We start from the raw sequence: 16,629 nt of genomic DNA, 5'->3' as shown, positions 1-16,629 counted from the left end.
ACTAAATTGCAGAAAGTGCTGCTTGCACTTTTGCCCATAAGAAATAACCGCCATTGAGGTTTACGGTTTTAAACCCATTGTTTTTAAGAATTTTATATGCCAAGTAACCACGCATACCTACTTGGCAATACACTACATACATGCGCTGCTTATCCATACTGCCGAGTTGCGCTCTTAGATTATCTACATTTATGTTGATGGCTCCTTCTATATGTCCTGCTGCAAATTCTTGTGGTGTACGCACATCTAATACAATGGCGTTGTGTTCTTGTACAAAGGCATGAAAATTATGGTAATGAACCATTTCTAAGTTGCCACTTAGCATATTTTCGGCTACGTAACCTGCAATGTTTACAGGATCTTTAGCCGAATTGAAAGGAGGTGCATATGCAACCTCTATTTCCGGTAAATCATAAATAGTGAGTTTGCCTTTTATGGCAGTGGCAATAATATCTATGCGTTTATCAATTCCTTTTTCGCCTACGGCTTGCGCTCCTAGAATAGCACCTTGGGTATCAAACAATAACTTTAGTAATAAGGTTTTTGCACCGGGATAGTAGCCTGCATGATGCCCACGGGTTACCATTGCAGTTTGGTAAGGAATGTGGTTTCGTTGTAAGAACTTTTCGTTCATGCCGGTAGAGGCTACCGTAAGTTCAAAGAATTTTAGAATAGATGAACCTAAAGTGCCACTATACTTTTGCGTATTGCCTAAAACAATATTATCGGCTACCAACCTGCCTTGCCTATTTGCCGGCCATGCGAGTGGAATTAGTACTTTTTTGCGATGAATAAAGTGTTCTACTTCAATGGCATCGCCTACTGCATAGATATCGGGATTAGAGGTTTGCAAGAAAGCATTTACCAATATGCCACCCGTTTCGCCAATGGTGAGTTGTGCGTTTTTGGCAAGTTGGTTTTCGGGCTTTACGCCAATAGCCAACACAACGGCATCGGTGTTTAATACATTCCCATTATTGAGGTAAACTTCAATTCCATTTTCGGTGTCGCGGAATTTTTGCACTCCGGTGTTTAAGAGCAGTTCAAGTCCTTTTTCTTTTGCTTTTGCATGTAAGAAGCTGGCAATATCAAAATCAACCGGAGCCATTACTTGGTTGCCGAGTTCAACAAGGGTTACGCTTTTACCTGCTTCAATTAAATTTTCAGCTACTTCTAATCCAATAAAGCCTCCGCCAACTACCACAAAGGACTGGGCACTTTTTGTTTGTGCCACTATTTTATCCATATCGGGAATGTTGCGGAGGGTGAAAATTCGTTGCGATTCAATTCCTTCAAATGGAGGTTTTATTGGCTCTGCTCCGGGCGAAAGCAGGAGTTTATCGTAGCTTTCGGTATAGCATTCGTTGGTTTCAAGATTTTTTACAGAAATGGTTTTGTTTTGGGGGTTGATGTTTAATACCTCGGAGTGGATTCTTACATCTAAATTATAGCGCTCTTTAAGGCTTTTGGGTGTTTGTAAAAGCAGTGCATCTCTTTTGGCAATAGTGCCGCCAATATGGTATGGTAAGCCACAATTGGCAAAGCTTACATAGGAACCTTTTTCAAAAATTATTACTTGGTTTTCTTCAGAGAGTCTTCTTAGTCTTGTTGCTGCGGTGGCGCCTCCGGCAACGCCTCCCACTATTATTATTTTCATGTTTTAAAGTATTTGCGTGCAAGGTGCTTATTCAGCTGCTGGAATTTGGTAACAGATGTTACATCTGGCAGAGTAGTTGCCGTTTTAGTAAGCTCTGTTGTTTTTACCTTCTACGTAGTTCATAAATGCTTTATTGGCTACTTTGTTGCCACCAGGTGTTGGATAGTTTCCTGTAAAGTACCAATCGCCTTTATTGTTTGGGCAGGCTTCGTGTAAGTTTTCAATAGATTGATAAATAACTTCCACATCGGCAAAAATTTGTTGTGGCTTCACAATCTCCGAAATTTTATTGCTTATTTCTTCGGCAGTGTAGAGGTCGTATAGTTTTTTTACGTGGTTTTCTACTTCGTGTGCCGATTTATCTTCATCGCGTTTGCAGTATTGGTAAATTTCGGTAAGGAGGTGTTCTTTGTTATCGTCTTTTAGTTTAGCAATAAGCGCTCTAAAGGCAACAAAATCGTACATGCGGCTCATGTCAATCCCATAGCAATCGGGATAGCGGATTTGCGGTGCCGAAGAAACAATGATTATTTTTTTGGGATGAAGCCTATCTAAAATAGAGAGAATACTTTTTTGTAAGGTAGTTCCGCGAACGATGGAATCGTCCACCATCACCAGCGTGTCGGTTTGGGGTACAACACTGCCATAAGTAATATCGTAAACGTGGCTTACCATTTCATCGCGGCTGGCATCATCGGTAATAAAGGTGCGCATTTTTACATCCTTTACTGCTATTTTTTCAACGCGTGGGCGAAGTGCAACTAACTTAGAAAGTTCTGCCAACGGCATGTTAGGGTTGGTGGCAATTTTTTCAGTTTTAAATTGATTGAGGTAAGTTTCCGCACCTTTCAATAAACCGTAAAATGCTACTTCTGCCGTGTTGGGGATAAAGGAGAAAACGGTGTTTTCAAAATCGTAGTTTACGGCTTTTAAAACGGTATCGGTAAGTTTTTCGCCTAATCGTTTTCTTTCGTTATAGATTTCAAAATCGGAACCTCTGCTAAAATATATACGTTCAAAACTACAACTTTTACGTTCGCCTGCTTCTACAATTTGGTGAAGTTTTACTTTTCCATCTTTCTCAATAATAACGGCTCCTCCGGGAGGCACTTCTTTAATGCTTTCGTAGTGAACATTAAAAGTGGTTTGGATAGCAGGGCGTTCGCTGGCCACAACCACTACTTCTTCATCGTGGTAATAATAGGCAGGTCTTATGCCGTTGGGGTCGCGTAGCACAAAGGCATCGCCATGCCCCAGCATTCCTGCCATTGCGTAGCCGCCATCAAAATCTTTAGCACTGCGCTGCAGTATTTTGGCTAGGTTTAGGTCTTGGGTAATAAAGTTGGTAATTTCTCTGTTGGTGTAGCCTTGTTGGTTGTAGCGATCAAAAATTTCTTGTACTTCGGTATCTAAGAAATGACCAATTTTTTCCATTACCGTAATGGTGTCGCTGCGTTCGCGTGGGTGCTGTCCTAGTTCAATTAGGTTATTGAAAAGTGCATCTACATTGGTCATGTTAAAGTTGCCTGCCAATACCAAATTACGGGTTATCCAATTGTTTTCGCGAATAAAAGGATGGCAGAAACTGTCGTTGTTTTTTCCGTATGTGCCGTAGCGTAAATGCCCTAAGAGCAACTCGCCAACGTAAGGTATGTTTTCTTTATTCCAAGCAGCTTCGGCAGTTGGGTTTTCAAGAGGTTTTCTTCCTGTAGGGAATGAAGAAAAAACCCTGTCGAAAATATCTACAATAGGTTGTGTTTTGGTGGAGCGAACACGGTTGAAAAATTGTATTCCGGGTGGAGGGTCAAGTTTAATTACACCAACGCCAGCTCCATCTTGCCCGCGGTTGTGTTGTTTCTCCATAAGCAGGTACAGTTTGTTTAAACCGTAAGCTATGGTGCGGTATTTTTCAATGTAATAATCGAGAGGTTTTAATAACCGAATGAGTGCTATGCCGCACTCGTGCTTAATTGAATCGCTCATACAGCTGCGCAAAGGTACGAAATAACCTATGAATAAAAATGCTTGTTTACAAAATGTGCGAAAGTGCTTACTGTGTTATATTTTAATTAGTGTTGAAAGACTGATGTGAGCGGCACTGTGTCTATACTTTTTTGTACACATCCTTAAAGAACTGGAGTTGGCCTTGTTTGTTTACATCAGCAGTCATGTAAAAAAGGAGTACCGGGTATTTGCGGATAAGTTTAAACTCTCGTGGCTTTTCAGTTTTTAAACATTCGTTTAAGTATGTGGTGTTTACTGTGTCGCCCAGTAGTAAGTTTGCCAGCAAAAAAGGTTTTTCTATCCGCACACAGCCGTGGCTTAAATGGCGTTCGTTTTTGGAGAATAAATCGCGCCTGTTGGTGTCGTGCAGGTATATGCTGAAAGGGCTGTTTAGATCAAATTTCATTACACCTAAGGAGTTGTCGCAGCCGGTACCTTGCCTAAAAGTATAGGGTAGGTTTTTAGGTGAAATGGTTGCCCAGTTTATTTCAGCAGGGTTTACTTCTCTTCCTTTTTTATCTAATACGGTAAAGTTGTTTTTTTCAAGGTAGGAGATGTCTTTTTTTACTTTGGGTAAAATTTCTTTAGAGGCAATATTGTATGTTGGAACCCAGTAAGGGTAAGTAATAATTTTAGAAATATAGGAAGTGAAAACAGGCGTGCGGGTTTGTTCTTTTCCAACAATTACGCGCATGTTGGTTTCGGTAGCAGAATCGCGCTGAATAATGCGCAGTGTAGCTGCCGGAATATTGATGAGTATGAATGATTTTTCTGCTATTCGCCCTGTCCATCGCCAGCAGTTAAGGCTTTGTTTAAGTTGCTGTACACGCACGGTTAATGGCACATTAAGGGCTGCTATTGTTTTTTTATCTAAAATTCCGGTAGTGTCTATACCTATTGCTTTTTGAAATTGTTTTAGTGCTGTGGCAAAGGTATGGTTACTAAGTATAGTGTCTGTAGTTGCAAAGGAGAAAATGGCATGCAATTTTTCTTGAGCAAGGATTGGGTTTTCGCTATGGCACTGCATAGTATCTAAAGTTGGATTTTGCTGCAAGGATGTAAGCAAGTGGTTGTAATGTTTTTTCAAGGTAAGGTATTCGGGAATTTGCGGCTCCAATGTATCTAGTACTTTATGCCATTGCTTGGTTGCCAGCACTTGTTGCAGTGCATTGGTAATTCGGCCGCTGTCTATGTTTTGGGTAATGCCGTTGTACTCCAATCCGGGAATATCTTTACCGTAAGCTGCATCGTGCAAAAAAGATATGGCAGCATCTGCAAATACTATTTCGGATTGCAGCAAGTTTTCTTCGTAGCTGTAATTGGCGTTGTTGAGTTGTGCATCGAAATTTTTTAGATATTTTTCGTGATAATCTTGAGCATTTAGCCCTAAGCTGTCTGCATATCGTAGCATCTCCAACAGCATTCTTTTTTCGGTGTTTGCTTTTTCTGCGGCTTCGGCAATGGTGGCTCGTTGGTATTTTTCGTAGTATAGTTTAAGGAGTTCTGCTTGCTTTACTCGGTGTGTATCGTTGTTGCGTGTAAGCTCTTTTCCGGAAAGTGTATTTAAGAGTTTCAATGCTTTTTCTGCATAGGTTTCATTAAACATGAATTTTGTGGCGCCCCAAATGCCACATGCAAAAACTGTTAGGAGTAGAAAATATTTTAAGTATTTAGGCACGGTAGTTTTTATTTGCAGCAAATTAAAAATAAAAGAACATATAAGCGTGGTGCAGTAGCACAGTGCGTATAGTTTGCAACTAATGTAGCAGTATGAAATTAGATATTCTTGCAATTGGCGTTCACCCCGATGATGTGGAACTGGGATGCGGAGGCACTGTGCTTGCTCAAATTGCACAAGGCAGCAGCGTGGGTATTGTGGATTTAACGCAAGGCGAATTAGGAACGCGCGGTACTGCTGCCACTCGAAAAGCAGAGGCTGCGGCTGCGGCTGAAATTTTGGGCGTTTCTATCCGCGAAAATTTGGGTTTTGAAGATGGTTTTTTCACGCACGATAAGGCACATGTTTTGGAAGTAGTTAGGGTGCTACGTAAGTATAAGCCGGAAGTAGTGCTTATGAATGCTGCATACGATCGCCACCCCGACCACGGAAGAAGTGCTGAGTTGGTGCGCGATGCGGTATTTCTTTCGGGTTTACCTAAAATAGAAACTAACTTGGATGGAAAATTACAGCAGGCGCATAGACCCGCAGCGGTGTATAGTTACATTCAGGCATTGCATGCCGAGCCAGATTTTGTAGTGGATATTTCTTCTGTGTTTGAACAAAAAATGAAAGCGGTTTTAGCATACAAAACTCAGTTTTTTAATCCTTCGGAATCTGGTGATGCTACGTTTATTTCTTCTCCCGAATTTTTAGAATTTGTAAAGGCGCGTGCTTCGCACTTTGGTGTGCCTGCTGGCGTAAAATATGCCGAGGGTTTTACTGTTTATAGAACACCATTGGTAAAAAACATACAGCATTTGCACTAACCCTGTGTGTTAGTTTACCACATACAAGCGTTTGGTAAGCGATTTTGTTTTGTTGCCGTTGGTTACTAAAAGTGACACTTTTGTTTCGCCCGTGTCGCGAAAAGTGTAGCTCACATATTCATCGTAAGCTATGCTATCGTTTGGGAATGTCCAAAAGTATTCTTGCGCTTTATCGGAACAAGTGGCATTAAAGTAAACTGTTTTGTTTACCGGAATGCTGTCTTCATTTTCTGAAACTATAAAGCAAGGAAAGGGCGTTTTACCACAAGATGCGGTAAACAGCAAAAACAGAATAAGGAGTGCAGGGGCTGTTTTCACAGCGTATGTATTTTAAATTATTGAGCTTTTCGAGGAGCAGAAACCTTTTTAGCTGCCGGTGCCGGTTTGGGAGCTACGGCTTTGGTAGTTTTTTCTACTTTAGGTTTAGCTTCTTTTTTAGGCTTGGCAACAGCGTCTTTTGCTGCCGATTTTTTTGTAGGCTTTTCTTCTGCTGTTGCTTCTTCGGTAGTTGCAGCAACTGTTTCGGCTTCTTCTTTAATTAGTTCTTCAACTAAATTTTTTGCATTTAGGATTTCGTACCATTTCAGCAATTTTTTCATATCGCTTACATATACTTTTTCCTTATCGTAATCGGGAATTATTTTTTCGATATAAGCCTTAATGGCTGCATCGTCTTTAGCAGCAGGCGGGTTGCCGGCTTCTTGTTTTTTCATTTCGGTTAATACGGCTTTTAATGTAATACCATCACCGGTGGTGTACATGGTAACATTATCAAGCGTAGTAAAGAGGTGTTTTCTTCCCGAAACAAAAGTGGTTTTATCGTCCACCAATGAAGTTACTACCAATCCGTCATTTCTTTTTCCGGATACTTTATATAATCCCGGAAGGCCTGTAATAGCTACTATTTCTGCTAATGTCATCTTACTTTTAAGTTTTAAAAGGATTGCGAAGGTATGAATTTAAGTGAACCTTAAAAACTTACTGCCACTATCTGTGCTAAAAACTAAGTGTAGCAAGCGCTTTTAGTTTTGTATTCAGGAGATTTTATACTACTGCGAAGCAAATTGTACAATTGCCCAAAGTGCTGTTGCCGATATGGTAATCCACAAAAAAACTCCTTGTATAATTGGTTGTATGCCTACCGATTTTAGCATAGATGTAGATAAGCCGGAGCCAATAAGAAATAAAGTGAGCGTTAATCCTGCTTTTGAAACATGAACAATATATGGCGCAAGGCTGGCAAGCATTGGTATGTATGTATTGGCAATAATGGCAAGGATAAAAAATCCGATAAAGTAGGGGATCGTAATTTTGGCATCGGCACTTTTAAAAAAGAAGGCGCTTAGGAGCGTTAAGGGAATAATCCATAAGGCGCGTGCTAGTTTTACAGTAGTTGCTATTTGCAGTGCTTCGTTCCCATACTTGGCGGCTGCGCCTACTACAGAGCTGGTATCGTGTATGGCAATGGCACACCAAAGCCCAAAATCTGATTGCGATAAATGAAGGTATTTTCCAATTGGGGGAAATAAAAACAAGGCAATAGAGTTTAGAATAAAAACAGTACCGAGTGAAATGCTTACTTGTTTTTCGTTGGCCTTTAATACAGGCGTAAGTGCAGCAATGGCGCTACCTCCACAAATTGCCGTACCTGCCGAAATAAGAAAAGATGTTACTCGATCTAGTTTAAGTGCTTTGCCCACCAGCCAACCCAAAAGGAGGGTTGCTGCAATAGAGATAACTGTAAACACTATACCTTCTTTTCCTGCTTTCAAAGCGCTTTGCACATTTATTCCAAATCCTAAGCCCACAATAGAAAACTGCAACAAAAGGTTTATTGACTTTTTGTTGTACTCTTTGAATGGATGTTCGATGAGTTGTGCTACCACAATGCCCATGATCAATGCAATAGGTGGCGAAATAAGAGGCGTAAGGCAAAGTGCTGCCGGAATAAGGAATATAATGGTTTCTTTAGTTGGTGTTTTCATTGTGTATTTAGTTTCCGTGCGTAGTGTTTAAAGTTAATGCTGCAAATTTACATCCTATTTTTGTAAAGTAATCTAACACAATAGGCAATGCGATTTTTAAGCGAGGGAATGCTTTTACACTATCGTGAAAAACAACAATAGAGCCTGGTTCTGTATGTTTAATCACCAGCTGCGCCACGGCTTCTCCATCTATGTTTTCATTGAAATCGTAACTTAAAACATCCCAAAGAATGAGTTGGTGTGTTTTGCCAACTTCACGTATTTGCGATGGAGTAATTCTGCCGTATGGAGGTCTAAACATTCTCTGCTCATTAAGCAACGGCTGATGGTGGTTGAGCAATGCTTCACAGGCTTCAATCTCTTGTTTATATACTTCGGCAGTTGCTTTCCAACCGTTTAAATGGTGCATGGTGTGGTTAGCAATTACATGCTTTTTTGAAAGTATCTTTTCAATAATTTCCGGGTGCTGCTGCACATTTTTTCCAATACAAAAGAAAGTGCCTTGGGCATTGTATTGTTGCAATTGCTGTAATACAAATTCGGTTACATCGGGCGTGGGTCCATCATCAAATGTAAGGAAAATGGTATCGGGCGTATTGCGCCTCCAAACGCATTCCGGGAATAGTTGCATCACAAAGTCAGGCATTTTAGCGCCTTGTGGAAAAATATCCATGCTTACGGCCTCAAAAAAAATCAATAAAGCTAAAATGGAACATAACATTAAATTCGCAACCCGTTTTTAAAATTATGAGCGATAAAAAAATAAGAGTGCGTTTTGCACCAAGTCCTACAGGACCGTTACACATTGGCGGAGTACGCACAGCGTTGTTTAATTATTTGCTGGCAAAGCAGCAAGGTGGCGATTTTATTCTACGTATAGAAGATACCGACCAAAACCGTTTTGTGCCGGGTGCAGAAGCTTATATTATTGAAGCATTGAAGTGGTGTGGTATTGAACCCAACGAGGGTTTAGGTTTTGGCGATGGCGATTTTGCACCTTATCGCCAAAGCGAGCGTAAAAACTTATATAAGGAATTTGCAGAAAAATTATTGGCATCGGGCGATGCTTATTATGCTTTCGATACGCCCGAGGAGTTGGAGCAAATGCGTGTGAATATGCAGGCTCAGGGCGTTCCCAACCCATCGTATAATGCAGTGTCTAGGCAGTATATGAAAAATTCAACATCGCTGAGCGAAGATGAAGTGAAGGCGCGTTTGGCAGCTGCCGAACCTTATGTGGTTCGCTTTAAAATGCCACGCAACGAAGAGGTGAAGTTTTATGATGAAGTACGTGGCTGGGTTTCTTTTAATACTTCGCAGTTAGACGATAAAGTGCTGTTTAAAAGCGATGGCATGCCCACCTATCACCTTGCCAATGTAGCCGATGATTACATGATGAAAATTACACACGTTATACGTGGCGAAGAATGGTTAAGCTCCGCGCCACTGCACGTGTTGCTGTATCGCGCCCTGGGCATTGAAACATCTATGCCTAAGTTTGCGCATTTATCGTTGATTTTAAAGCCCGATGGCAATGGAAAATTAAGTAAACGCGATGGCGATCGTTTGGGATTCCCTTCGTTTCCATTGAGCTGGACAGATCCCGAAACAGGAAACCTTTCGGTAGGCTACCGCGAGCGTGGATTTTTTCCCGAAGCTGTTATGAATTTCTTGGCATTGTTGGGTTGGAATCCGGGCAATAACCAAGAAATGATGACGCGTGAAGAGTTAATTGCAGCCTTTAGCTTAGAGAAAGTGCATAAAGCCGGAGCACGTTTCGATTTTGAAAAAGCAAAATGGTTCAACCAGCAATATCTGAAGTCTAAAACCAATGCCGAACTTGCTACTGCCATTCGTTACGAAGTAGAAGCAAAGGGCTACAATTTTAACTTGGGATATGTAGAAACCTTTTGTGGCTTAATGAAAGAGCGTGCTACATTTTTATCGGATTTATTAGAAATGGGCTATTATTTCTTTGAAGAAGTAAAAACCTACGATACCGATAATGTAAAGAAACGTTGGAGCAGCGAAAAGAAGGCATTGCTGCAAGAACTGGTTAAGCAATTACAATCGTTAGGCGATTTTTCTGCCGTTGCCATAGAGGCACACTTTAAAAACTTTATTGCCGAAAAGCAAGTGAAAATTGGTGAAGTAATGCCATTGTTGCGCATTGCCTTGGCAGGAACCATGCAAGGTCCTCCGGTATTTGATATCATGCAGCTTTTTGGAAAAGAAAAAGCATTGAGCCGTATTTCAAAGGCTGCCGACTTATTCGACTCTTTTTAGCGCATACTGGCTATTCACTCGTTTAATGAATTGAAACTGTTCTATGAATATCATTTTGTTTGAAACCACTGCACAGCATCAGCGTTTTCTTCCGTTTACATTTACAAGACCTGTTGCCGATTTGCGAGTGGGCATTCTTACTATTAGAGAAAAGTGGGAAAAATACTTTCTACAAAAAGTTTCTGTGCTTACCGAACACTATTTGCAAGCAGTATTTCCTCCTGTGTTTAATAAAGAGAATGTACTAGTGAATGCTGCACTTTTACCATCGCTGTTGCTGCGTGAAATGATAGAAAAACTTCCTATGGAAAGCGTGTTGAAGGCAGGCAACCAAGTATTAGCTTTTAAAACTCAAAGAAGTGATGTTACCACACAAAATGTACTTGATATTGCAATGACATTGCCTTCGGTTGAGTTTACGTTCGAAACTATGTTGCTGCAAAACCGATGGGATATTTTTAAACTGAATGGAGCCGCTATCGAGGCAGATTTCGATTTAATTACATTCGGCAGGAAAAGTGCCAAACTCAGCAAGACCAATACCGTAATTGGCGATGAATCGCGTATCTTTATTGAAGAAGGTGCCACGGTAGAAGCAACTATTTTCAATACTAAAGCTGGCGCTGTTTATATTGGAAGAGATGCTGAAGTAATGGAGGGTTGCATGGTACGTGCTCCCTTTGCCTTGTGCGAGCATGCCGTTCTTAAAATGGGCGCTAAAATATATGGCGCCACAACCTTAGGCCCACACTGCAAAGTTGGAGGCGAAGTAAACAACAGTGTTTTCTTTGCTTACAGCAATAAAGCACACGATGGTTTTGTGGGCAATAGCGTAATAGGTGAGTGGTGCAATTTAGGTGCCGATACCAATAACAGTAATTTGAAAAATAACTATGCGGAAGTAGATGTGTGGAGCTACGAGGAAGAAAAAAATATTAAAACAGGGCTACAGTTTTGTGGCTTGCTAATGGGCGACCACAGCAAAAGCGGTATCAATACCATGTTTAATACAGGTACTACGGTTGGCGTTTGTGCCAATGTGTTTGGTAGCGATTTTCCACCTAAGTTTATTCCATCTTTTACATGGGGAGGCGCACAGTGGTTGCGCACTTTTACCTTCGATAAAAGTTTAGATGCCATACAGCGAATGATGGAAAGAAGAAACATTACATTAAGCGAAGCAGAAGTAGCAGTTCTTAAATATGTTTTTGATTACGATGCTAAATGGAGAAAGTAATATGAAGTATGTACTGATGGCACTTTGTGGAATATTGTTTGCAACTGGTTACGGACAGTACGCTCCAAGTGCGGGCACTGCAGGCTCTTCGGCTATACATAAAGACAGTGTTGTTTTTGTAAGCTGGGCAACACATTGCAACATTGTGCGAGGATGGCAAAATATTGCCGACACTACTTTAGGTCGTACTACAGTAGGCGATTCGCTTGCTCCGGTTGGTAAAGCGGGCGAAAATGGAGTACTGAGCTTAGGCGATGGAGGCTATGCAGTTTGCACATTTGCTTCACCTATTAAAAATGATGCAGGTTTCGATTTTGCAGTATTTGAAAATTCGTTTGATGATAGCTTTTTGGAGTTGGCATTTGTGGAGGTAAGCAGCGATGGTGTAAACTTTTTCCGTTTCCCGGCTCACTCTTTAACCGATACTGCAACGCAAACAGCCTCTTTTGGATTAACCGATGCAAAATTGCTTAATAACTTAGCAGGAAAGTACAGGGCAAACTTTGGTACACCTTTTGATTTGGAAGAAATGACCGGAATACCAGGTTTGGATATAACGCATATTACACATGTGAAAATAATAGACGTAGTAGGCAGCATAGATAATGCGTATGCTACGCGCGATACTGCAGGAAATAAAGTGAACGACCCGTTTCCAACACCATTTCCGAGTGGCGGTTTCGATTTAGATGCTGTGGGCGTTATTCATCAGCAGCCCACTGTTTCAATTCGAGAAGTTGGAGTGGTAGCAGCTGTGTTTCCAAATCCTGTAAAACGTGGAAGTACTTTATTTATACAAGGCGAATTTCCGGCAAAGGTAAGTTTGTTTTCAACCGAAGGAAACATGGTAGCTGTAGGAAATACATCTTATATTGCAATACCTGAAACGCTTGCTGCGGGTTGTTATTTTGTTCATCTATTTTATGAAACCGAGATGCAGGTTAGGCGCATAATGGTAGAGTAATTTTATGCAGATACTAAGTTCAAAACCTTCTAAGCTATTTATTGTTTTAAGTGCATTTTTTATTACCAATGCAATTGTAGCAGAGTTTATTGGGGTAAAAATTTTCTCCTTGCACCAAACGCTTGGAATGAGCGCGCCAGAGTTCAATTTTTTTGGAGAAAAAATAGTTGGGTTAGATCTTACTTGCGGAGTATTGTTATGGCCGTTTGTGTTTGTAATGACCGATATTATCAATGAATACTTTGGGAAAAAGGGCGTTCGTTTTCTTTCATTTTTAGGTGCCGGGATGATTGCCTATTCGTATTTAATGATAAATGGCGCTATGGAAACCACTCCCGCTTCGTGGTGGGTTTTTAATTCTTCTTTTGGCAATAGCTTAAATTACGAAGATGCCTACGATGCGGTATTTGGGCAGGGCAATAGTATTATTGTGGGTTCGCTGTTAGCGTTTATTATTTCGCAAGTGGTGGATGTGGCAATTTTTCATAAAGTGAAGCAACTAACGGGTGAGAAACATATCTGGCTTCGAGCCACAGGTTCCACGCTGGTATCGCAATTGATAGATTCTTTTGTGGTGCTTTTTTATGCATTTTATGTTACGCGAATTGGTACCGAACAGCAATGGAGCATTCAATTGGTTTTGGCTGTGTGCACGGTAAATTACCTATATAAATTTGTAATGGCAATTGTACTTACACCGCTTATTTATTTGGGGCATACACTTATAGAAAAGTACTTGGGGCACGAGGTGGCAGTTCAATTAAAAACCGAAGCAGCTAATGCGTAAAACATGCCAATAGCAAAATAAATCTATACAACTCTTGACAAATCAAGAGCATAGACCTATTTTGCACCCTGTAACGATATGTTACGATAAGAAAAAAGAAAAGTTTCAAAAACATCCATAAAAATTACAAGTCATGAAAAAGCACTACGAATTCACAATGATTTTTTCGTTATTGTTCCTTCTTTCGGTGGGAGCGGTTGCCGAGCCTCTTAATGGAGAATATACCATCGGTGAAGGTGGCAATTTTAAAAATATGAATGAGGCTGTACGCAGTTTGCAAGAAAATGGCGTTTCTGGTCCGGTATGGATTGCAATCGAAAAAGGAAAGTATAAAGAGAAAGTAAATATTGGTGCCATTAAAGGAACCAATCCTATGAATATTGTAACTTTCGAGTCTAAAACGGGAAATAATTCCGATGTGGTGTTTGAAACGCCAACCGAAGGAGCAGAATACATTATAGGATTAAAAGACGCCTCTTTCCTTTCTTTCGAAAATCTTTCTTTTGAAAACAATGCTTCTACTTACGGAAATGTAGTGCGCATTGATGGCAATGCTTCTAACGTTAGTTTTAAGAGTTGTATTTTAAGTGGTGTGGAAGGTGCCAGAACCGGAGCCAACAATGCAATAGTTTATTGCACACCGCAGGGCAAAAAAGATTACCTTACTTTTGACGATACAGAGTTTGATAATGGAAGTTTCGGATTGTATAAAAAGTCGGATGCTACTGCTATTAGAACACTAATCTCCGGTTGTTTGTTTCATAACCAACACGAAGCAGGTATTGTGTTAGAAAATGAAGATGCTCCTATACTTACAGATAATGCAGTAAGTTCTTTTACAAAGTATGAAGATTACAAAGCTGTGGCACTCAATAAGTGTAATAACAATACAGTTATTACAAATAATATTATCAATGCCACCAATGGTAAATACGGAGTTTACTTAAACGATTGTATGGGTTTAGAAAACAATTATGCCAACATCAATGGCAATTCAATTTCTGTAGGAGGTGCAGGCGCTATTTATGGAGTAGCATTAAATGGCAATACCGATAACCAGCTTATAAACTTTAACCGAATAAAATTAACCATAGATAGCAAGCAAGCTGCTAACCAAGCATACTACTTCAATAAATCTGAAGGTAAAAATGTAAACCTTACCAATAATTTATTCTACGATTTAAACACAGGTGGTTACACCATACTCGGCAATACTTACAAAGATTTCTTTAACCAATTACCGGAGCAGAGTGGGTTTTTATCTGTATCGGCAAATGGAATAACCATAGAAAAAGTAGTTCCAATTAAATAACAACTATCTAAACTTTTTTCAGACTTGTTCAGACTAAGGCGGTTCCAAAAGAGCCGTCTTTTTTTTATTATTTAGCTGCCATCAGTTAGCGAAACTGTTGTATTATTGCGCGCAAAATTCAAGATATGAGCATAATTACAGCTATTCACGCACGCCAAATTTTAGATTCCAGAGGAAACCCAACTGTAGAGGCCGATGTAATAACCTCTAATGGTTCGCTCGGTAGAGCAGCCGTGCCAAGTGGTGCATCTACGGGAAAGCACGAAGCCGTGGAATTGCGCGATGGTAAAAAGAATACTTACCTCGGCAAAGGCGTATTGAAGGCAGTTCAAAATATAAATACAGTTATTGCAAAAGAATTAAACGGCTTTAATGTATTTGAGCAAAATGCAATTGATAGAGTATTGCAGTTGTTAGATGGCACGCCCAACAAAAGTAAGTTGGGAGCCAATGCAATTTTGGCAGTTAGTTTAGCAGCTTCCAAAGCTGCTGCCGATGAGTTGGGCATTCCGCTTTACCGCTATGTGGGTGGTGTAAGCGCACACACGCTGCCAATTCCAATGATGAATATCTTAAACGGTGGAGCACATGCCGATAACAAAATAGATTTTCAAGAATTCATGGTAATGCCCGTAGGTGCCGATACTTTTAGCGAAGCACTGCAAATGGGCGTAGAAATTTTTCACCATTTAAAATCGGTTCTTAAAAAGAAAGGATATAGCACTAACGTAGGCGATGAAGGTGGTTTTGCTCCCGATATTGCCAGCAACGAAGCTGCCATTGAAATAGTGCTTATGGCAATTGAGGCGGCAGGTTACAAACCGGGCGAAAATGTATTTATTGCCATGGATGCTGCCAGCACCGAATTTTATGATGAAAAGAGCAAACTATACCACTTTAAGAAAAGTACAGGAAAGAAATTGAAGAGCGAAGAAATGGTAGAGTATTGGGCGCAATGGTGCAAAAAATATCCTATTATTTCTATTGAAGATGGCATGGCCGAAGACGATTGGAAAGGCTGGGCCTTACTAACCGAAAAGTTAGGAAACAAAGTGCAGTTGGTGGGCGATGATTTATTTGTTACCAACTCTATTCGCTTGCAGCAAGGAATAGATAAGCAAACTGCCAATTCTATTTTAGTAAAAGTAAACCAAATAGGCTCACTGAGCGAAACTGTAGAAACTGTAGCTTTGGCAACCCGCCATTCTTATACCTCGGTAATGAGCCATCGCAGTGGCGAAACTGAAGATACTACCATTGCCGACTTAGCAGTGGCCTTAAATTGCGGGCAAATAAAAACCGGTTCGGCATCCAGAACCGATAGAATAGCCAAATATAACCAACTAATTCGTATCGAAGAAGAGTTGGGACCAATGGCGTACTATCCGGGAAAAAAGTTTAAATTCCTTAGAAAGTAGTTTATACAGGCTTGTATTGCCCAACGGCTTTTAAGTAGCCTATAATATGTGTAATTACCGTTTTTATTTTTTCTTCCGGTAAGAAAAGGTAATAGTGCGTGCGTAGTTCGCTAATTACATAGCTCTTAAACTCTTCTTCTTTAATTACTTTTCCTAAGGAATCGTTCCATTTAAAAATAAAAGTGTCGAGTATAAGGTAGGCTTCGTGTTCGGCAATATGAAAGTCTATGTATTTATATACATACTTTACTGTTTCGTAATAATCGGGAGCTTTTCCTTTGTTGGGTTCCCATTTGTCTAACGAACTTGCCATATGGCTAAAGTAGCAGAGTTTAATAAATAACACAAGCGTTATTTAACAGGCGTTGGTACAATTTTTAAAAATGTATTCACTTTAGTGCATACTTGAAACTCGTAGCGTTGTTTATATGGTAGCGCTTTCATTGGGCATAAAAAAAGCAGCTGTTTAGGCTGCTTTAAATACTGTTTGAA

General features: G+C 40.3%; 15 protein-coding genes. 7 read left to right on the top strand and 8 right to left on the bottom strand.

What is annotated here, in order from left to right; all coding sequences use genetic code 11:
• Position 1: 1 nt before the first annotated feature.
• The 3 genes from KF872_05480 to KF872_05470 form a co-directional block, all read right to left on the bottom strand.
• A complete protein-coding gene (locus KF872_05480; protein MBX2902990.1) occupies positions 2 to 1,657 on the bottom strand; it encodes an FAD-dependent oxidoreductase in 1,656 nt (551 codons plus the stop codon).
• Between the two features lie 84 nt (positions 1,658 to 1,741).
• Positions 1,742 to 3,640, bottom strand: coding sequence for an amidophosphoribosyltransferase (locus KF872_05475; GenBank protein MBX2902989.1), 1,899 nt, complete (start codon positions 3,638 to 3,640; stop codon positions 1,742 to 1,744).
• Between the two features lie 121 nt (positions 3,641 to 3,761).
• Positions 3,762 to 5,267, bottom strand: a complete 1,506-nt coding sequence (locus KF872_05470) for a L,D-transpeptidase family protein (protein ID MBX2902988.1) — start codon at positions 5,265 to 5,267, stop codon at positions 3,762 to 3,764.
• 164 nt (positions 5,268 to 5,431) lie between these two features.
• On the opposite strand from KF872_05470, the gene bshB1 reads away from it, so the two are divergent.
• Positions 5,432 to 6,148 carry a bacillithiol biosynthesis deacetylase BshB1 gene (gene bshB1 / locus KF872_05465; protein ID MBX2902987.1) on the top strand — a complete coding sequence of 239 codons (717 nt, stop codon included), beginning with the start codon at positions 5,432 to 5,434 and terminating at the stop codon, positions 6,146 to 6,148.
• 9 nt (positions 6,149 to 6,157) lie between these two features.
• Here the strand turns inward: bshB1 and KF872_05460 are convergent, their stop codons facing one another.
• From KF872_05460 to KF872_05445, 4 genes are all read right to left on the bottom strand, one after another.
• Entirely contained in the window at positions 6,158 to 6,466 is a 309-nt protein-coding gene (locus KF872_05460) for a PKD domain-containing protein (GenBank protein ID MBX2902986.1), read from the bottom strand.
• A gap of 17 nt (positions 6,467 to 6,483) precedes the next feature.
• Positions 6,484 to 7,068 carry a DUF5606 domain-containing protein gene (locus tag KF872_05455; protein MBX2902985.1) on the bottom strand — a complete coding sequence of 195 codons (585 nt, stop codon included), beginning with the start codon at positions 7,066 to 7,068 and terminating at the stop codon, positions 6,484 to 6,486.
• A gap of 129 nt (positions 7,069 to 7,197) precedes the next feature.
• Positions 7,198 to 8,133 (bottom strand): putative sulfate exporter family transporter, encoded by a 936-nt coding sequence (locus tag KF872_05450; protein ID MBX2902984.1) that lies wholly within the window; start codon positions 8,131 to 8,133, stop codon positions 7,198 to 7,200.
• 7 nt (positions 8,134 to 8,140) lie between these two features.
• On the bottom strand, positions 8,141 to 8,806 hold the full coding sequence (locus tag KF872_05445; protein ID MBX2902983.1) for a polysaccharide deacetylase family protein: 666 nt from the start codon (positions 8,804 to 8,806) through the stop codon (positions 8,141 to 8,143).
• A 74-nt stretch (positions 8,807 to 8,880) separates the two neighbouring features.
• On the opposite strand from KF872_05445, the gene KF872_05440 reads away from it, so the two are divergent.
• From KF872_05440 to eno, 6 genes are all read left to right on the top strand, one after another.
• Positions 8,881 to 10,419, top strand: a complete 1,539-nt coding sequence (locus tag KF872_05440; protein MBX2902982.1) for a glutamate--tRNA ligase — start codon at positions 8,881 to 8,883, stop codon at positions 10,417 to 10,419.
• A gap of 43 nt (positions 10,420 to 10,462) precedes the next feature.
• Positions 10,463 to 11,656 carry a GlmU family protein gene (locus KF872_05435; GenBank protein ID MBX2902981.1) on the top strand — a complete coding sequence of 398 codons (1,194 nt, stop codon included), beginning with the start codon at positions 10,463 to 10,465 and terminating at the stop codon, positions 11,654 to 11,656.
• A 1-nt stretch (position 11,657) separates the two neighbouring features.
• Positions 11,658 to 12,620 (top strand): T9SS type A sorting domain-containing protein, encoded by a 963-nt coding sequence (locus tag KF872_05430; GenBank protein ID MBX2902980.1) that lies wholly within the window; start codon positions 11,658 to 11,660, stop codon positions 12,618 to 12,620.
• Between the two features lie 4 nt (positions 12,621 to 12,624).
• A complete protein-coding gene (locus KF872_05425; protein MBX2902979.1) occupies positions 12,625 to 13,407 on the top strand; it encodes a queuosine precursor transporter in 783 nt (260 codons plus the stop codon).
• Between the two features lie 133 nt (positions 13,408 to 13,540).
• Positions 13,541 to 14,719, top strand: coding sequence for a hypothetical protein (locus KF872_05420; GenBank protein ID MBX2902978.1), 1,179 nt, complete (start codon positions 13,541 to 13,543; stop codon positions 14,717 to 14,719).
• A 125-nt stretch (positions 14,720 to 14,844) separates the two neighbouring features.
• Positions 14,845 to 16,137, top strand: coding sequence for a phosphopyruvate hydratase (gene eno / locus KF872_05415; protein ID MBX2902977.1), 1,293 nt, complete (start codon positions 14,845 to 14,847; stop codon positions 16,135 to 16,137).
• A gap of 1 nt (position 16,138) precedes the next feature.
• Here eno and KF872_05410 read toward each other — a convergent pair whose 3' ends face one another.
• Positions 16,139 to 16,450 (bottom strand): hypothetical protein, encoded by a 312-nt coding sequence (locus KF872_05410; protein ID MBX2902976.1) that lies wholly within the window; start codon positions 16,448 to 16,450, stop codon positions 16,139 to 16,141.
• Positions 16,451 to 16,629 lie beyond the last annotated feature (179 nt).

It is taken from the genome of Chitinophagales bacterium, from assembly GCA_019638515.1.
Classification (GTDB): Bacteria; Bacteroidota; Bacteroidia; order Chitinophagales; family LD1; genus UBA7692.
This window is presented reverse-complemented; position numbering and strand designations above follow the sequence as displayed.

Coding starts and splice junctions, on each gene's coding strand:
- KF872_05480 (MBX2902990.1), bottom strand. CDS start 1,657: ATGAAAATAATAATAGTGGGAGGCGTTGCCGGAGGCGCCACCGCAGCA.
- KF872_05475 (MBX2902989.1), bottom strand. CDS start 3,640: ATGAGCGATTCAATTAAGCACGAGTGCGGCATAGCACTCATTCGGTTA.
- KF872_05470 (MBX2902988.1), bottom strand. CDS start 5,267: ATGTTTAATGAAACCTATGCAGAAAAAGCATTGAAACTCTTAAATACA.
- bshB1 (MBX2902987.1), top strand. CDS start 5,432: ATGAAATTAGATATTCTTGCAATTGGCGTTCACCCCGATGATGTGGAA.
- KF872_05455 (MBX2902985.1), bottom strand. CDS start 7,068: ATGACATTAGCAGAAATAGTAGCTATTACAGGCCTTCCGGGATTATAT.
- KF872_05450 (MBX2902984.1), bottom strand. CDS start 8,133: ATGAAAACACCAACTAAAGAAACCATTATATTCCTTATTCCGGCAGCA.
- KF872_05445 (MBX2902983.1), bottom strand. CDS start 8,806: ATGGATATTTTTCCACAAGGCGCTAAAATGCCTGACTTTGTGATGCAA.
- KF872_05440 (MBX2902982.1), top strand. CDS start 8,881: ATGAGCGATAAAAAAATAAGAGTGCGTTTTGCACCAAGTCCTACAGGA.
- KF872_05435 (MBX2902981.1), top strand. CDS start 10,463: ATGAATATCATTTTGTTTGAAACCACTGCACAGCATCAGCGTTTTCTT.
- KF872_05430 (MBX2902980.1), top strand. CDS start 11,658: ATGAAGTATGTACTGATGGCACTTTGTGGAATATTGTTTGCAACTGGT.
- KF872_05425 (MBX2902979.1), top strand. CDS start 12,625: ATGCAGATACTAAGTTCAAAACCTTCTAAGCTATTTATTGTTTTAAGT.
- KF872_05420 (MBX2902978.1), top strand. CDS start 13,541: ATGAAAAAGCACTACGAATTCACAATGATTTTTTCGTTATTGTTCCTT.
- eno (MBX2902977.1), top strand. CDS start 14,845: ATGAGCATAATTACAGCTATTCACGCACGCCAAATTTTAGATTCCAGA.
- KF872_05410 (MBX2902976.1), bottom strand. CDS start 16,450: ATGGCAAGTTCGTTAGACAAATGGGAACCCAACAAAGGAAAAGCTCCC.